This is a genomic window from Jongsikchunia kroppenstedtii DSM 45133 (genome assembly GCF_000380485.1).
In the GTDB taxonomy this organism is placed as follows: Bacteria; Actinomycetota; Actinomycetes; order Mycobacteriales; family Mycobacteriaceae; genus Jongsikchunia; species Jongsikchunia kroppenstedtii.
In genome coordinates, this window is the sequence record NZ_AQYG01000047.1 from 154,914 (window position 1) to 169,824 (window position 14,911).

The 14,911-nt window shown below is 67.3% G+C and carries 15 protein-coding genes and 1 tRNA gene; 5 read left to right on the plus strand and 11 right to left on the minus strand.

Annotated elements, in window-relative coordinates; genetic code table 11:
- Window positions 1–10 precede the first annotated feature (10 nt).
- The 8 genes from G341_RS0111730 to G341_RS0111765 form a co-directional block, all read right to left on the minus strand.
- The gene (locus G341_RS0111730; protein ID WP_018179339.1) at window positions 11–622 is read right to left on the minus strand and encodes a TetR/AcrR family transcriptional regulator; all 612 of its coding nucleotides are present in this window, start codon (window positions 620–622) and stop codon (window positions 11–13) included.
- Complete coding sequence (locus tag G341_RS0111735) at window positions 619–1,533, minus strand: hydroxymethylglutaryl-CoA lyase (RefSeq protein WP_018179340.1); 915 nt, start codon at window positions 1,531–1,533, stop codon at window positions 619–621. Before G341_RS0111735 ends, G341_RS0111730 begins: the two co-directional genes overlap by 4 nt.
- Complete coding sequence (locus tag G341_RS0111740; protein WP_018179341.1) at window positions 1,530–2,744, minus strand: CaiB/BaiF CoA transferase family protein; 1,215 nt, start codon at window positions 2,742–2,744, stop codon at window positions 1,530–1,532. The genes G341_RS0111735 and G341_RS0111740 overlap by 4 nt, the downstream gene beginning before the upstream one ends.
- Complete coding sequence (locus G341_RS0111745; RefSeq protein ID WP_018179342.1) at window positions 2,741–3,934, minus strand: alpha/beta hydrolase family protein; 1,194 nt, start codon at window positions 3,932–3,934, stop codon at window positions 2,741–2,743. The genes G341_RS0111740 and G341_RS0111745 overlap by 4 nt, the downstream gene beginning before the upstream one ends.
- Before the next feature lie 10 nt (window positions 3,935–3,944).
- On the minus strand, window positions 3,945–5,036 hold the full coding sequence (locus G341_RS0111750) for a homogentisate 1,2-dioxygenase (RefSeq protein WP_018179343.1): 1,092 nt from the start codon (window positions 5,034–5,036) through the stop codon (window positions 3,945–3,947).
- An 88-nt stretch (window positions 5,037–5,124) separates the two neighbouring features.
- Complete coding sequence (locus tag G341_RS0111755) at window positions 5,125–5,670, minus strand: TetR/AcrR family transcriptional regulator (protein ID WP_018179344.1); 546 nt, start codon at window positions 5,668–5,670, stop codon at window positions 5,125–5,127.
- Window positions 5,670–6,845, minus strand: coding sequence for an acyl-CoA dehydrogenase family protein (locus G341_RS0111760; protein WP_018179345.1), 1,176 nt, complete (start codon window positions 6,843–6,845; stop codon window positions 5,670–5,672). The genes G341_RS0111755 and G341_RS0111760 overlap by 1 nt, the downstream gene beginning before the upstream one ends.
- A 57-nt stretch (window positions 6,846–6,902) precedes the next feature.
- Window positions 6,903–7,436 (minus strand): YbhB/YbcL family Raf kinase inhibitor-like protein, encoded by a 534-nt coding sequence (locus G341_RS0111765; RefSeq protein ID WP_026303573.1) that lies wholly within the window; start codon window positions 7,434–7,436, stop codon window positions 6,903–6,905.
- A gap of 54 nt (window positions 7,437–7,490) precedes the next feature.
- Between G341_RS0111765 and G341_RS0111770 the strand changes: the two genes are divergently transcribed.
- Window positions 7,491–8,330: an alpha/beta hydrolase gene (locus tag G341_RS0111770; RefSeq protein WP_018179347.1), complete on the plus strand. Its 840-nt coding sequence runs from the start codon at window positions 7,491–7,493 to the stop codon at window positions 8,328–8,330.
- A gap of 34 nt (window positions 8,331–8,364) precedes the next feature.
- On the opposite strand, the gene G341_RS0111775 is transcribed toward G341_RS0111770, so the two are convergent.
- On the minus strand, window positions 8,365–9,702 hold the full coding sequence (locus G341_RS0111775) for a M20/M25/M40 family metallo-hydrolase (RefSeq protein ID WP_018179348.1): 1,338 nt from the start codon (window positions 9,700–9,702) through the stop codon (window positions 8,365–8,367).
- Between the two features lie 120 nt (window positions 9,703–9,822).
- Between G341_RS0111775 and G341_RS0111780 the strand changes: the two genes are divergently transcribed.
- Window positions 9,823–9,908 (plus strand) — tRNA-Leu (locus G341_RS0111780).
- A gap of 139 nt (window positions 9,909–10,047) precedes the next feature.
- Here G341_RS0111780 and G341_RS21865 read toward each other — a convergent pair.
- Complete coding sequence (locus G341_RS21865) at window positions 10,048–10,665, minus strand: nitroreductase/quinone reductase family protein (RefSeq protein WP_245556985.1); 618 nt, start codon at window positions 10,663–10,665, stop codon at window positions 10,048–10,050.
- Window positions 10,666–10,718: 53 nt separating this feature from the next.
- Here G341_RS21865 and G341_RS21870 point away from each other — a divergent pair, with 53 nt between their 5' ends.
- Complete coding sequence (locus tag G341_RS21870; protein WP_018179350.1) at window positions 10,719–11,282, plus strand: TetR/AcrR family transcriptional regulator; 564 nt, start codon at window positions 10,719–10,721, stop codon at window positions 11,280–11,282.
- Between the two features lie 80 nt (window positions 11,283–11,362).
- Here the strand turns inward: G341_RS21870 and G341_RS0111795 are convergent, their stop codons facing one another.
- Window positions 11,363–12,610 (minus strand): MFS transporter, encoded by a 1,248-nt coding sequence (locus tag G341_RS0111795; RefSeq protein ID WP_026303574.1) that lies wholly within the window; start codon window positions 12,608–12,610, stop codon window positions 11,363–11,365.
- A gap of 54 nt (window positions 12,611–12,664) precedes the next feature.
- Here G341_RS0111795 and G341_RS0111800 point away from each other — a divergent pair, with 54 nt between their 5' ends.
- Both G341_RS0111800 and G341_RS0111805 read left to right on the plus strand, forming a co-directional pair.
- Window positions 12,665–13,441 carry an AraC family transcriptional regulator gene (locus tag G341_RS0111800; protein WP_026303575.1) on the plus strand — a complete coding sequence of 259 codons (777 nt, stop codon included), beginning with the start codon at window positions 12,665–12,667 and terminating at the stop codon, window positions 13,439–13,441.
- Window positions 13,442–13,475: 34 nt separating this feature from the next.
- Window positions 13,476–14,909 carry an SDR family NAD(P)-dependent oxidoreductase gene (locus G341_RS0111805; protein ID WP_026303576.1) on the plus strand — a complete coding sequence of 478 codons (1,434 nt, stop codon included), beginning with the start codon at window positions 13,476–13,478 and terminating at the stop codon, window positions 14,907–14,909.
- Window positions 14,910–14,911 lie beyond the last annotated feature (2 nt).

The window sequence follows — 14,911 nt, forward strand, 5'->3', positions numbered from 1 at the left end:
TTGCAGGGCACTAGCCGCCGTAGAGGGTGCGCTGCCAGATGGCCGACAGCGTGGTGATCGCGGCGTCGTCGTCGATCTCCACGCCGAGTCCCGAGGGGCGCCAGGCGACGGCGGTGAAGCTCTCGAACATCAGCCCCAGGGCGGCGCCGACCTGTTCGGGGTCGAGGTCCGTGCAGTGCCCCTGTTCCTGCGCGCGGCGCACCGATGCCGAGATCAGGTCGATACTGAACCGGCGGAACCCGTTCTGCAGCTCGGCGAACCGCTCGTTGCCGTCGGCGAGCTGGCCGACGGCGATCATCACCCCGATATTCGGCTTGAACACCAGCCAGTATCCCGCCGTCATCGCCCGGAAGTACTCGTCGTCGTCTCCCCCGTGCGGCAGCGGCAGCGAATCCCGCGACGGCAGAATGATGGTGAACAGAATCTCCTCGGCGATCGCGGCGAGGATGTCTTCTTTGTCGACGAAGTAGCGGTAGAAGATCGCCGTCGACTTGCCGGCCGCGGCGGTGATGTCGGCGAGGTTGGTGCCGTGAAAGCCGCGTTCGGCGAACAGGACTCGCGCGGCGTCGGCCAGCGCCCGGCGAGTCTGCTGTCCCTTCGGCGAGAGCGTTTCCACGGTCATCGGCGCAGCCGATCCCCGGCCCGCAGTAGCGCACTCGGCAGGTCGTGGCCGACCACCTGCCGGGCCACCTCGGCCGCGGCGATGGCCGCGGTCAGGTCGACGTCCACGCCGATCCCGCTGTCCCGCAGCAGATACACCAGGTCTTCGGTGGCGATATTGCCGGTGGCACCGGGCGCGAACGGGCAGCCGCCGAGCCCGCCGGCCGAGGCGTCGAGACGGGTGACGCCGGCCTGCACTGCGGCATACGCACTGGCCAGGCCGGCACCCCGGGTGTTGTGAAAGTGCGCGCCGAGTGGCAGGTCGCCGATCACCGGCCGCACTCGGCCGACCAGGTCGGTCACCCGCCGCGGCGTCGCCGTGCCGATGGTGTCGGCGATGGCGATGCGGTCGACGCCGATCTCGGTTGCGGCCGAGACGATGTCGACGACGCGGGCCGGATCGGTCGGGCCGTCGAACGGGCAATCCCAGGCGGTCGCGACTATCACTTCGATGCTGGCGCCACCCTCGTGGGCGATGGCGGCGATCTCGGCGATGAGCGCGGTCGAGTCGGCCGTCGACCGGCCGACATTCGCCTGGCTGTGTCCGTCGGCCGCAGACACGACATACTCCAGCGACCCCATGCCCGCCTTGATCGCCCGCGCGGCACCACCCGGGCCGGCGACCAGCGCCGAGAATTCGGCGTCGAATTGCGCACGCAGCCGCGGCAGTTCGGCCGTCAGCTCGGCGGCGTCGGCGAGCGTGGGCACCTTGCTGGGCGACACGAAGGCCGTGGCCTCCACCTCGCGCACCCCGGTGGCCAGCACCGCCTCCAGCAACTCGATCTTGGCCGCCAACGGAATCGGATCCTCGATCTGCAGCCCGTCCCGCAGCGCCACCTCACGGATCGTGACGTGTTCCGGCAATGCGTTCACAGCACACCCGCCTCACCCAGTGTCGACAGTTCGTCGTCCGACAGCCCGAGTAGACCGCCGTACACCTCGCCGTTGTCCTGACCCGGCTGCGCCGAGCCGGACCGGCGAATGGTTCCCGGGGTCTCCGACAGGACGGGAATCACGCCCGGGCCCTTGATGTTCCGCCGGATGCGCTCGTCCCAGTGATCGGCGATCATCCCCCGGGCCTGCAGCTGCGGATCGGTCACCACCTCCGCGACCGTGTTGATCGGACCGGCGATGACCCCCGCCGCCGAGAGCGTGTCGATGATCTCTGTGGGCGTTCTCGTCGCCGCCCACGCACCGATGATCTCGTCCAGCAGGTCCTGGTTGCGTCCGCGCGCAACGTGATTCACGAACCGCTCGTCGTCGGCCAGTTCCGGCTGACCCATCGCCCTGCACAGCCGGCGGAACACGGTGTCCTGGTTGGCCGCGATCACCACCCAGCTGCCGTCGCTGCTCTGGTAGATATTCGATGGCGCAATGCCTTCCAGCCGGGTGCCCGACGGCCCCCGCACCACGCCGCCGACGTCGTAGTCGGGAATGGTCGATTCCTGCACGGCGAGGCAGGCCTCCGTCAGTGCGGCGTCGACGATTTGGCCCTCGCCCGTCACGGTCCGCCGGTAGAGGGCGGCCAACGCGCCCTGCGCGGCGAACATGCCCGCGAGACTGTCGCCGAGCGACAGCGCCAGCCGCGGCGGCGGGCCGCCGGGAAAGCCGTTCATATGCCGCAGCCCGCTGGCCGCCTCGGCCACCGACGCATAGCCGGCCTTGCCGGCATCCGGACCGGTCTGCCCGTAGCCGGAGACCCGCACGAGGATGATGCCGCGATTGCGTTCCCGCAGCGTCTCGTAGCCCAGCCCCCACTTCTCCAGCGTGCCGGGCCGGAAGTTCTCGACGATGATGTCGGAGCGCTCCACCAAGTCCAGGAACAGCTCTCGACCCCGCTCCGATCGCAAGTCAAGAGTCGCGGCCAGCTTGTTGCGCGCGTGCACCGTCCAGAAGAAGTGGTGGCCGTCCAGTTCTGCCTGCCCCCAGGTACGCAGGGGGTCGGGCTGATTCGGCGGCTCGAGCTTGATCACCTCGGCGCCCATGTCCCCGAGCAGGCGGCTGGCATACGGCCCGGAGATCAGGGTGCCGACCTCGATGACCCGGATGCCGTCGAGCGGGCCCGTGACCGCGGGTTCGTTCACAGCGAGAACCCGTGCCGATGCAGCCAATCGGTGCAGACCTCGGTCGCCGCCCGCAGCGTGTCCCGCTGGTCCGGCCCCGAGTAGTAGTGGTTCGCACCGGGAATCTGATGCATCTCCTTGTCCGGATGGCCGATCGCCTCAAACAGCCGATGCGTATGGCTCGGCGTGCAGGCGTCGTCCGCGAGATTGCCGATCACCAGCGTCGGCACCGCGATGTCGGCGCCGCAGCGCACCCCGTCGGCGTGCGCATCGTCGTAACTCCACTGCGACAGCCAGCTGCGCAGCGTGCAGAACCGTGCCAGCCCGACGGCGCCGTTGTTCACCACCTGCGGATCGCCCAGATAGCAGGTGCCGGGCGCGCGATCGTTGGGATCGACGGCCGGATCCAGCCATCGCGGGTCGGCCATGGTGCCGTGCACCACGAATCCGTATTCGTCGTCGGGCCGGCCGGCCGCTTTCAGCTCCGCCAGTTTTTCTTTGACCCACTGGCTGATCCGCCGGTTGCGCGCCACCTGCGCGGCGCGATAGCGGTCCAGGAACTCCGTGTTGTAGGGCGGCTGATTCGGGTTGTCCGGGTTGTACAGATCCAGCTCGGGGTCGCGCCGGGTCGGGTCGTTCTCGTCCAGGATCGATGCGTCCAGCCATTCGGTGAGCGTGCCGTGGCGGCTGATGTGCGCGGCCAGCAGCATCAAGCCGTCGGCCGGAACAAGTTCCAGCGCAGTCAGATCCGGACCGTCGCCGGACGGGCTAGCGGTGATCGTGGGACGCTGCGCCTGCTGCTGATAGAACACTGACAGCGAGCCGCCGCCGCTCCAGCCCGCCAGCACCACCTTCTCGTATCCGAGACGGTCCTTCGCGTCTTTGATGCAGGCGCCCAGATCCTCGACGACCTTTTCCATCAGCAGGGCCGAGTCGGTACCGCGGAATCGGCTGTTGCAGTAGATGACGTGATGTCCGGCCCGCGCCAGGCCGTTCATCATCGGCAGGTACGCGCCGCCGCCGATCGGATGCATAAACACCAGCACAGTGTCGGACGGCTTGTCCTTCGGCCGCAGCAGATGGCTCTCGAGGAAGACCGTCTCGGCGATACCGCCGTACACGTCACGGACGCTCGAATTGTTCTGGAAGGCAATCAGGTACGGGATGCGGTCATAGTCGTGCCGCACGGGAACCTGTGTCGAGGTCGTCATATGTGCCCTTTCAGTGCTGGCCGAGATCGGCGGCCAGGATCTCGGGTGATGGCGTGAGTCGACGGCGAGTATCTACTGCGATCACCGTCCACTCGATGCGGTCGTAGTCGTCGAACTTGCGCCGGGCGCGTTCCCGCGCCTTCTCCGGGGCGCCGTGGTGAACCCCTTGCGGCGCATGCGAGATCAGCCCGGGCGGCATCGGCGCACCGAAGAGCGACCCCTCGTGGAAGAAGGCGATCTCGTCATAGTCGACGTTGCGGTGATACCAGGGCACCCGCTCGGTACCCGGCACCGACTCGGCCCGCTTGGGCAGAAAGTTCATCACGTAGACGCCGGCCGCCTGCATGAACAGGTGGACGGTCGGCGGCAAATGCACGCTGTCCGAGGTGATGACGTTGTAGTCGGCGATATTGAAGGTGAAGGCGAAATTGTCGCCGCGCCAACCCGCCACGTCGAGCGGATGGTGCTGGTAGAACAGCGATGTCGGGCCGCCCTCGTGGATCAGCCGGACCTCGTATTCGTCTCGCCCGTCCGATTCCATCGCCTGCGGTTCCGGAATCTCGGCCTGCGCCGGGTCGAACGGGAAGTGTCGGCCGATCTGTCCGGCCGGCGGTACCCGGAACTCCTCCGTCGCCTGAATCATCAACCAGGTGCCGGCCTCGTCCGGGACCTGGCGCCAGGTGGTCGCCTTCGGCAGGTACAACCAGTCGCCGGGCCGGTACCGCAGCGGGCCGAATTCCGTTTCCACCAGGCCGCTGCCGGCGTGCACGAAGATCAGTAGGTCGCCGTCCACGTACCGAACGAAGAAGGGCATCTGTTCGGCCCTGCGGGACAACATGATCCGGCAGTCGACGTTGGAGTACAGCAGCATGGGTGAGCCGGTCGCCGCGGACTGGTCCTCGGGGGCGAGTGCGCTCGTGAGCGCGTCGGTCGGCCGCAGCGGCCCCTCCGACCGGTAGGCGGTCGGGTCGCCGGTCCGATAGAGATTCGCGGTGCGGCCGGTGAATCCGCCGCGCCCCAGTTCGTCATCCTTGAGCCCGTCGAGATCGGCATGCAGCCGTCGCGGCGTGACGCCCTTACGGAGGTGGACGAAGGATTCCATGAGCGGCCTCTCTGCCGTAACTAAAGTTGAAGTTAGTTTTACTTCTGCGGTCGTGTCAAGGGTTGATTTCTGCGCACCACCATGCCCGTCAGGGACGGATCATGAACTCCACGAACAATTTTCGCTGCGCCTCGGTCATCGGCGAGCCGTCCGGACCGCCCAGCGTCAACTGCCCGATCCCGGCCGCGAACGTCGTCGACGCACGCAGCATCGCCTCATCGCGATCAAAGCCGAGGCCGGTGAACACCGACAGCACCGCCGCCCGCACCCGACGATCGGCCTCGGCCACGCCGGCCGCGACGTCGGGGTCGCTGCGTGCCCACTCGCGCATCGCGCGTTCGGTCTGCCAGTGCTGCGGGTCCAGCAGCCCGGCCACCATTCGATCGAGCCGATCTGCGGGCGGCAGCTCCTGAATGCTCTCGTACAGCGCCCCGTCGGACCCATGTCGCTCGGCCCACGCCGCGATCAACGCCGACCGGTAGGCCGCCATGTCGGCGAAATGCCAATAGAAGCTCCCCTTGGTTGCACCCGCGCGCTTGCAGAGCCGATCCAACTTGAGTGCAGACAGCCCCTCCTCGCCGAGGATCGCGAACCCGTCGTCGAGCCAGTCGTCCGGCGAACGGCGCACGGCCATCAGATCATCGCCCGCGACGGCACCGACATCCCCAGGGCCAGCGCGCCGGATAGTTCGCCGATGGTGTCGTAGTCGAAGACGACATGCCCCGCGAGCACGTCCACGTCCCGCTTGATCCGCTGCAACGGATGCGACAGGAAATGCACGCTGGCGCCGGACGCCTCGAGAAGCAGGTTGATCACCGCACGCGATTCTCGAACGATATGCGCGGCCGCCATTCTCGCCTCCCCGCGGACGGCGCGCGACACCTCCTCGCCTACGGCGATTGCACACTCGATCTGGGCCACGACATCGTCGCGCAGCGCGCTCAGCGCACGCAGCCGCACCCGGGCCTCGGCCAGGCGCGCCTGCGCGATCGGCTTGTCGCGCTGAGCCTTTCCGCCTTCGTAGAGCAGCACGCGCTCGCTCACCCGCTGGGTATACAGCTCCACCACCCGTTCGGCGCCGCCGAGCGCGGGCATGGCCGCCAGTAGCGCCAACGCGGGCACCAGCGGCCAGCGGTAGGTCGACGCATCGTGCAGGCCTGCACCCGGGGCGGTGCCGGTGTAGATATCGGCGACCCGCACCAGCCGATGCTCCGGCACGAAAACGTCGGTGGCAATCACATCGTTGGAACCGGTGGCGCACATGCCGTCGGTGTGCCAGGTGTCGACGATCTCGACCTCATCCGCCGGCAACAGTGCCAGCGCCGGATAGAACGCATCGTCGGATCCGCAGAGCGCGCCCACCAGCACCCAGTTGCCGTCCAGCACGCCGGTCGCCCATGACCAGCGCCCGGTCAGCCGGATCCCGCCGTCCACCGGGACACCGCGGCCGGTCGGCGCCAACGGGGCGGGTGCGAGAAACGGCCGGTCGGCGAAGCCCTCCGCCTGGGCACGCTCGTCGAACAGCGCGAGCATCCAGTTGTGCAGCGCGTAGAAGCCGAGCGTCCAGGCACTGGCCACGCAGCCGTGCGCCATCTTCCGCACCGGATCGAGGATCTCCGGGAAGGGCGCCTGCATGCCACCGAATACCTTGGGCACCAGCAGCTCCGTGAAGCCGCTCGCTCGTAGATCGGTCAGCGTGTCGGCGGGCAGCCGGCGCAGCTTCTCAGCGTCGGCAGCGCGTTCGGCAAGTCGCTGCACGAACTCGTCGGTGATGAACGGAGCAGCGACGTCAACAATCGGATCAGCCATTCCCGAAACCTACCGTACTTTTTGGTATGGAGCGAGGAATGGCCGATCCGGTCGAAATCAGCGCCCGTAGACCCCTGTGATGGTGGCGCGCGCGATCGCGGTGTCGAGCAGGTTGAACATCAGGAACGACGGCGTCGCACCGGCCGGGAGGTCCAGGCTGGGCACGTTGAGCGCGTTCACGACGGTGATGTAGCGGTGCGGGCCGTGTCCGGGTGGCGGCGCCGCGCCGAGGAAGCGCGCCAGGCTGGCGTCGTTGTTCAGCGTGACCGCGCCGTCAGGCAGGCCGCTGCCGGTGTCGTCGCCCGCGCCTTCGGCGAGCTCCGTGACCGACGCGGGGATGTTCGCGACGGCCCAATGCCAGAAGCCGGAGACCGTCGGGGCATCCGGGTCATACACGGTGACCACGAAACTCTGTGTCTCCGCGGGAAATCCGGACCAGCTCAGCTGCGGAGACAGATCCTCGCCGCCGGCACCGAAGATGCCGCTGACCTGATTGTCGGGCAGGGTGCCGCCGTCGGTGAAGCTCGTCGAGGTCACGGTGAACGACGGAAGCTGCGGAAGTTGCGAATACGGGTCATAGGTATTGGCCATGTGGTCCATCATGCCTCTTGAACCACACGCGCGTGCCGAACAAGGGAGCTCAGGGTGACCGCAACGCAGCCTTCGGGGACCGACCCCACCGAATTCCGGCTCGCCGGCCACGCCGGCGACCTCGCCGCCGTGCGCTGGACCGGCACCGACGCTCCCACCCCATCGTCTGGCAGCTTCGTCGTGCTGATCACCCACGGCTACGGCGAACACGCGCGGCGCTACGACTACCTCGCCGAGAGGCTGGTCGACGCCGGGGCGGTCGTCTACGCGCTCGACCATGTGGGACACGGACGCTCGGCCGGCGAACGCGTCCTCATCACCGACTTCGACAAGGTGGTCGACGACGTCCACCTGTTGGCGCTGCGGGCCCGCGAGGAATACCCAAACCTGCCGGTGGCGCTCATCGGCCATTCGATGGGCGGGCTGATCGCCACCCGCTACACCCAGCGATTCGGCGACGAGCTCGCCGCCGTTGTGCTGTCCGGGCCGGTCATCGGGCCGCAGGGCATGTTGGCCGCGCTGCTCGAACTGGACGAGATCCCCGATACTCCACTACCGCCCGACGCGTTGTCGCGCGTGCCCGAGGTCGGCGCGCAGTACACCGCCGATCCCCTGGTCTGGCACGGCGCCTTCAAACGTCCGACCGTGCTGGCGATGAAGGAGATGGAAGACACCATCGCGGCTTCGGGGCGGCTCACGCCGCCGACGATCTGGCTGCACGGCGAGCTGGACCCGCTCGCCAACTATGCCGACGCGGCGATCGGTTGGGCGCAGGTGAAGCCGGAGGTCAGCGCCGAGAAGATGTATCCCGAGGCACGACATGAGATCTTCAACGAGATCAACCGGGACGAAGTCATCGACGACGCAATCGAATTCATCCGCGCGCACCTCTGAGGGGCGGCGCCTCGGCTCAGCCGTTCAGCACGACTCAGCTGTTCAACAGGAAGTGCTCCAGCACGTTGGTGCCGAAGATCAAGGCGTCCACCGGGACCCGCTCGTCGACGCCGTGGAACAGGCCGGCGAAATCGAGGTCCGGCGGCAGCTGCAGCGGCGCGAATCCGAAGCAGCGAATTCCCAGCTTGGCGAACGCCTTTGCGTCGGTGCCACCGGATAGCATGTACGGCACGGTGCGGCCGTTCGGGTCATGCGCGAGCACTGCGGCGTTCATCGCGTCCACCAGGTCGCCGTCGAACGTCGTTTCGTACGAGTCGAGTTTGGTGACCCATTCGCGCGTCACCTGCGGCCCTATGAGGGCGTCCACCTCGGCCTCGAACGCCGCCTGTCGACCCGGCAGGACCCGGCAGTCGACGACCGCGGTGGCGGTCTGCGGGATCACATTCGCCTTGTAGCCAGCGTCGAGCATCGTCGGGTTGGCCGTGTCGCGCAGCGTCGCACCGATGATCCGGGCGATGCTGCCCAGCTTGTGCAGGGCGGTCTCCAGGTCGGGGCTGTCCGGTCGCAGCTCCAGTCCGGTCTCCTCGGAGACCGCGGCGAGGAACTGCCCGACCGATTCGGTCATCACGAGCGGGAACCGATGCCGGCCGAGTTTCGCGACCGCCTCCGCGAGGATCGTCACGGCGTTGTCGTCGTGCAGGAAGGAACCGTGACCGGCGTTCGCGGTCGCCGTGAGCTTCATCCAGGCGAGGCCCTTCTCGGCGGTCTCCACCAGGTACAAGCGGCGTGACGACCCATCGGGCCGGTCGACCGTCAGCGAGAATCCGCCGACCTCCCCGACGGCCTCGGTGACCCCCTCGAAAAGATCGGGCCGATGCTCGACCAGCCACTGCGATCCCCACTTGCCGCCGGCCTCCTCGTCGGCGAGGAAGGCGAACACGATGTCGCGCGGCGGCGTGGTTCCCTCGCGGCGGAACTGACGGGCCAGGGCGAGCGCCATGCCGCACATGTCCTTCATGTCGATGGCCCCGCGCCCCCACACGTATCCGTCTTTGACGGCACCGGAGAACGGGTCGACGCTCCAATCGGACGCCTGCGCCGGGACCACGTCGAGGTGGGCGTGCAGCAGCAGTTTTCCGCGGCCGGCGTCGGCGCCGGGCAATGTCGCGAACACATTCGCCCGCCCCGGTTGACCTGACTCGATGTACTCGGTCTTATATCCGACTTCCTCGAGCTGTTGCTGCACCCAGCGGGCGCAGTCGGCCTCTCCGCGGGTGGTCTCTGGCTCGCCGGTGTTGGAGGTGTCGAACCGGATGAACCGGCTCACCAGATCGACGATTTCATCGGTTGCACGCGGTGCCGCAGACGTCACCCCCCATTACTAGCACCGAATCGATTGCACCGATCAACCGAGCGGGATCAGGCGATTTGGGCGCGGCCACGACGTCGGCTAATGTTAGCCGTCGCTGGCCCTGGTTTCGGGGTCTCTCAAGTCCGGGTGGCGGAATGGCAGACGCGCTAGCTTGAGGTGCTAGTGCCCTATTAACGGGCGTGGGGGTTCAAGTCCCCCTCCGGACACAGAATTCAGCCGCGACATCGACCCGATGTCGCGGCTGTCCTCGTTGATGCCCCGTTTTTCTGTCAGAAATCTCGCAGCAGCCGACGATAAATGTCGACTGATCGCCAATACCTGACTGCAATTCTGGGTCTTCCGACTTCACGATTCGGCCGAGACCCCGACCGGCTCTTTCGCATTCGCTTCGCCCGCGCCGGCCAGCTCGACATGCACGACAAGCAATGAACTGCCGAGCACCTGGACCTGGACGGCGTTGAATGCACGCAACGGATGCCATCTCGACAGCCGCAGCTGCAGCGCGACCGGGTCGAGCTCCGGGTGCACGGATGCGATGCCGTCGACCCACCGAAACCGCAGGCCGACCCGCATCCGGACGCGAACGCGCGGGTCACGCGTGATGTTGCGGACGTATCCGGCGCGCGGGCCATGCTCGGCGACGATCCAGAACACCGACCCCTGACGGCCGTTGCCCACCGGGGTCCGCCGAGGTTTTCCCGACCGCCGGCCCGTCGTCTCCAGCAGCGCGTAACCCAGCGGCATGAGACCCAGGTGCAGCAACAGACGCACCGGTGGATTGATCAGCCAGCGCTGCACGAAGCGGACCACCCGCGCCTTTCCAGCGGGAAAGGCCAACGTCACAACGATATTCATGGCGAGCACGGCCACGTAGGACCAGACGGTCGTCCGGCCGCTCCACCCGAACGCGACCTCGGCCAGCTGAATCGCGACCACGATGACCGATGCCACAAGCAATGCCATCACCGGCCGAACCATACGTTCGTATTGTCCCATACGTATGTATGGTAGGCCGCATGGACGCGACGTCAACCCCCTCGGCACCGGCGGCTCGACTCATCGACACGGTCTGCTCGCTGATCGCGACCAACGGACTGGACGGCGCGACGGTCCGGGAGGTCGCCGCGGCCGCCGGGGTATCCATCGGGGCCGTGCAGCATCATTTCCACACCAAGGACGACATGCTCGAGGCCGCCTTCCGACACGTCGTCGACACGACCGCAGAACGCGTCGCGAAGGTTCCCTTCGGCCCCGACGTCCGCCGGAATCTCGGGCTGGTGATGCGCGAACTGCTGCCCCTCGACGAGACTCGGCTCCGCGAGGCAAAGGTCTACGTCGCCTTCGCATCCCGTGCCATCACGTCCCCCCGGCTCGCGGTCGTGCAGCGCAGCACTCTGGACATGATCATCGAACAGGTCGCGGTGCCATTCCACGGCGCCGATCCGCGGCGAGAGGCCGAACTGCTGCTGGCCGTCGCCGACGGGCTGACGTTCGACGCGGTCACCCGCGGCGAGCTGCCCGACCCCGAGCACCTCGAAACACTGCTCGACGCCTACCTGGAGCGTGTCCTGCCTGCCTGACGGCGGGAGACGGAACATCCCGATCTCGCCCGGGCCCGCTTGTCACGCTATGGCCGACGGTTGCGATCTACCATGCGCCTTCATGAGTCGGACAAGTCGCTGGACCGCGCCGCGCCGAGCAGTAGCCGCGATGAGGCCAGGATCCCGATCATTGCTGCGACACCAAAGGCCAGAAGAGCGGTGCGCGGGCTGATGTACTCAAGCGCGATGCCTACCGCGATTGCGGGGAGCGAAAGACCGACATAGCCCGCGAGGAAGAACCCGGCGAGGCTCTCGCCGAGTTTGTCGGCAGGTGAAATCGCCACCACCATGCTGAGTGTGCCCTTGAACAAGGCTGACGCGCCTGCACCGACCACGCCGCCGCCGGCGAGGAACAGGCCGAGGCTCGGGGTCGGCAGCCAGGCGGCGACTACGACGAGGGCAACACCGATGATGTCGAGCACCACGCCGGCCGCCAGGAGTCGCCGGGCGGGCCACGCACTGGTCGCGACCAAGAACGCGACTCCCACCCCGATCACGATGAAGATCGACAGCCCTGCCATCGCCAGCGACGTGTCGTGGATGACCTCGGCCAGAAACGTGCCGGTGAGCGCGATCAAGACGGCCATGCCGGCATAGGCGACGAACACCACCAGCAACCCTGCGAAATATTCAGCCCGAGCAGCATGCGGCAACGAAACCCGCTGGGGTCGATATGTCGGCAGTGGCCGCCGTCGCTGACGAGTTTCCGGTGCAGCGAGCAATGCGACGGCGCCGACCACCAGAGCGATCAGGAGTACCACGTAAGGCAGAACCAGCGGGTGCGGCTCATACTCCGCCAACAGCCCCGCGACCAGCGCGCCGACCCCCAGTCCGCCGAGATTGGCAATCGTGGCAGTCAATTGCGGTCGGCGCGCGGTGACCTCCTCTGGCCGGTGTGCGTGGTGCAGTTCGGTGAGGTACGCGGTGGCCGTGGAGACCGTCAAACCGACCGACATTCCGCAGAGCACCCGAGCGACGAACAAGCCGGGCAGGGCGGGCCAGGCGATAAACATCGCGGCACTCACGAGCGCGAGCGTCACCGCCCCCAGCAGGTGAACACGCCTGCCGTGGACATCCGACAGGTGGCTGGCGAAGAACAGGCTGACTATCACGCCGACGGCGTATGCGGCGTAGATCATCGTGATCATCAGCGACGAGAAATGGTCCCGCTCGGCGTAGAGGACATACAACGGGCTCGGAACCGTGGAAAAGGCCAGAACGGTCAGGAATACCCACGCCGCTGCCCAGAAGCCGAAGTGGTGATGGCGGCGTGAGGTCGCCGGTTCGATTGCTGTCATAACGCTCATGCAATTGAGAATGGCCGGTTTCGCTCCGGCCTACATCCGGTAGAGTGCCAAGTTATGCCGGAAACGGGCCACATTCTCCACGACGGGCCCGACCTACGCTCCGGGCGTCTGCCACTCCTCCACGGAGAGCATGTCCCCGTCCACCAGCATCGCCTGGGCCACATCGTGTACCCGGCGACCGGGGTGTTGTCGATCACGACCGGGGCGGGCACCTGGATAGCTCCGGCGACGCGACTGGCCTGGACGCCGGGCGGCTTCGAGCACCATCACCGCGCTTACGGCGACACCGACATGCGCGTCTTCTTCCTGCCGGTCAGGCTCGCCGCTCAACTCCCCGATCACCCAGGGGTCTTCGCCGTCTCTCCCCTGGTACGCGAGGTCATTCTCGCCCTGACCGACGACGCCGCACCCCGGTCACAGGCGGCCCGAACCCGGCTGCAGACCGTGATCATCGACGAACTGGTGCCGATCTCCGAAGAACCACTCCACTTGCCCGAACCACACGACGATCGGCTCCGCAACCTCAGTGCGCTCCTCCATGACGATCCCGCCAACAACGCCACGTTGACGGAACTCGGTGCCCACGTCGGCGCCGGTAAGCGCACGCTCACCCGCCTCTTCCACGACGAACTCGGCATGAGTTTCCGCCAATGGCGCACCCAGCTACGCCTTCACCACGCCCTCACTCTCCTCGCCGCCGGACACACCGTCACCCACACAGCAGCAGCCTGCGGGTGGGCCAATCCGACCAGCTTCATCGAGGCATTCACAGCCGCCCTCGGAGAATCCCCATCCCGGTATCGCCACGATCCATCACGCGCGCGACGATGACGTCTTTTGTGCAGGTCATCACCGATTTCGTAGACTGTCACCCGTGACTGACGGGATAACTCGGGACGACCTGGCGACGCTGCACCGGGTCCTGGACCAGGCCGCCGCGCTGCCACTCGATCATCCCGACTCGGTCGCCGTGCAGCGCGCGGTCGGCCACATGTTCAAGAAGGCCAAGCGCACGCGCCGCAAGGAGAAGAAGCAGGCGCAGATGGACGCCGATCGCGCCGTCCTGGAGGCGACCGCCACCGGGTCAGCCGGGCGGATCGACGACGAGACCGCCGGCATTCCGCTGCAGGGCGGTCCCGGCGACACCGTCGGGACCCTCGTACGACCGCAGAGCTGCTACATCTGCAAGCAGTCGTACACCGAGATCGACTCGTTCCATCATCAGCTGTGCCCGACCTGTGCCGCCGACAACCGCAGTCGCCGTGATCAGCACGTCGACCTCACCGGCCGGCGCGCGCTGCTGACCGGCGGCCGCGCCAAGATCGGGATGTACATCGCGCTCATGCTGCTGCGTGACGGCGCCGAGCTGATCATCACCACCCGGTTCCCCAAAGACGCGGCCCGCCGCTTTGCCGCACTCCCGGATTCGGACGACTGGCTGCATCGGCTCCGGATCGTCGGTATCGATCTGCGCGACCCGGCGCAGGTGGTCGCACTGGCCGAGGATGTCGCCGCGCAGGGCCCGCTGGACATCCTCATCAACAACGCCGCCCAGACGGTACGACGCTCCCCCGGCGCCTACTCCGCGCTCGTAGACGCCGAGTCCGCCGCCTTGAGCGGCAACGCGGCCGAGGTGCCGATGTTGACCCTGGGCGACGCATCCGAACTGCATCCTTACGCGCTGGCCGGCGGCGCCAGCAGCGAGGCCGCAGCGCAGTCGCTCGTGCAGCTGGCGATGACCGCGGGTTCGGCGACGCCGCAGCGGATCTCCGATGGTGTCGCGATCGACGCGGGCGGTCTGCTCCCCGACCTGGTGGACACCAACAGCTGGGTGCAGACGGTCGATCAGGTCGATCCGCTGGAGCTGCTCGAGGTGCAGCTGTGCAACAGCGTCGCGCCGTTCATCCTGGTATCGCGGCTGCGGCCGGCACTGCGAGCGTCGCCCGCGCACCGCAAGTACGTGGTGAATGTGTCTGCGATGGAAGGGATCTTCTCGCGCGGCTACAAGGGTGCCGGCCATCCCCATACGAACATGGCCAAGGCCGCGCTCAACATGCTGACCCGCACCAGCGCCGGTGAGATGTTCGATGAGGGCATCCTGATGACGGCCGTCGACACCGGCTGGATCACCGACGAGCGCCCGCATACCAGCAAGGTGCGGCTGGCCGCCGACGGCTTTCGGGCGCCGCTCGACCTAGTCGACGGCGCCGCCCGGGTGTACGACCCGATCGTGCAGGGCGAGAACGGAATCGACCTGTACGGCTGCTTCCTGAAAGACTTCCAACGCTATCCGTGGTGACG

Coding starts and splice junctions, on each gene's coding strand:
- G341_RS0111730 (WP_018179339.1), bottom strand. CDS start 622: ATGACCGTGGAAACGCTCTCGCCGAAGGGACAGCAGACTCGCCGGGCG.
- G341_RS0111745 (WP_018179342.1), bottom strand. CDS start 3,934: ATGACGACCTCGACACAGGTTCCCGTGCGGCACGACTATGACCGCATC.
- G341_RS0111750 (WP_018179343.1), bottom strand. CDS start 5,036: ATGGAATCCTTCGTCCACCTCCGTAAGGGCGTCACGCCGCGACGGCTG.
- G341_RS0111755 (WP_018179344.1), bottom strand. CDS start 5,670: ATGGCCGTGCGCCGTTCGCCGGACGACTGGCTCGACGACGGGTTCGCG.
- G341_RS0111760 (WP_018179345.1), bottom strand. CDS start 6,845: ATGGCTGATCCGATTGTTGACGTCGCTGCTCCGTTCATCACCGACGAG.
- G341_RS0111765 (WP_026303573.1), bottom strand. CDS start 7,436: ATGGCCAATACCTATGACCCGTATTCGCAACTTCCGCAGCTTCCGTCG.
- G341_RS21865 (WP_245556985.1), bottom strand. CDS start 10,665: ATGGCATTGCTTGTGGCATCGGTCATCGTGGTCGCGATTCAGCTGGCC.
- G341_RS21870 (WP_018179350.1), top strand. CDS start 10,719: ATGGACGCGACGTCAACCCCCTCGGCACCGGCGGCTCGACTCATCGAC.
- G341_RS0111795 (WP_026303574.1), bottom strand. CDS start 12,610: ATGAGCGTTATGACAGCAATCGAACCGGCGACCTCACGCCGCCATCAC.
- G341_RS0111800 (WP_026303575.1), top strand. CDS start 12,665: ATGCCGGAAACGGGCCACATTCTCCACGACGGGCCCGACCTACGCTCC.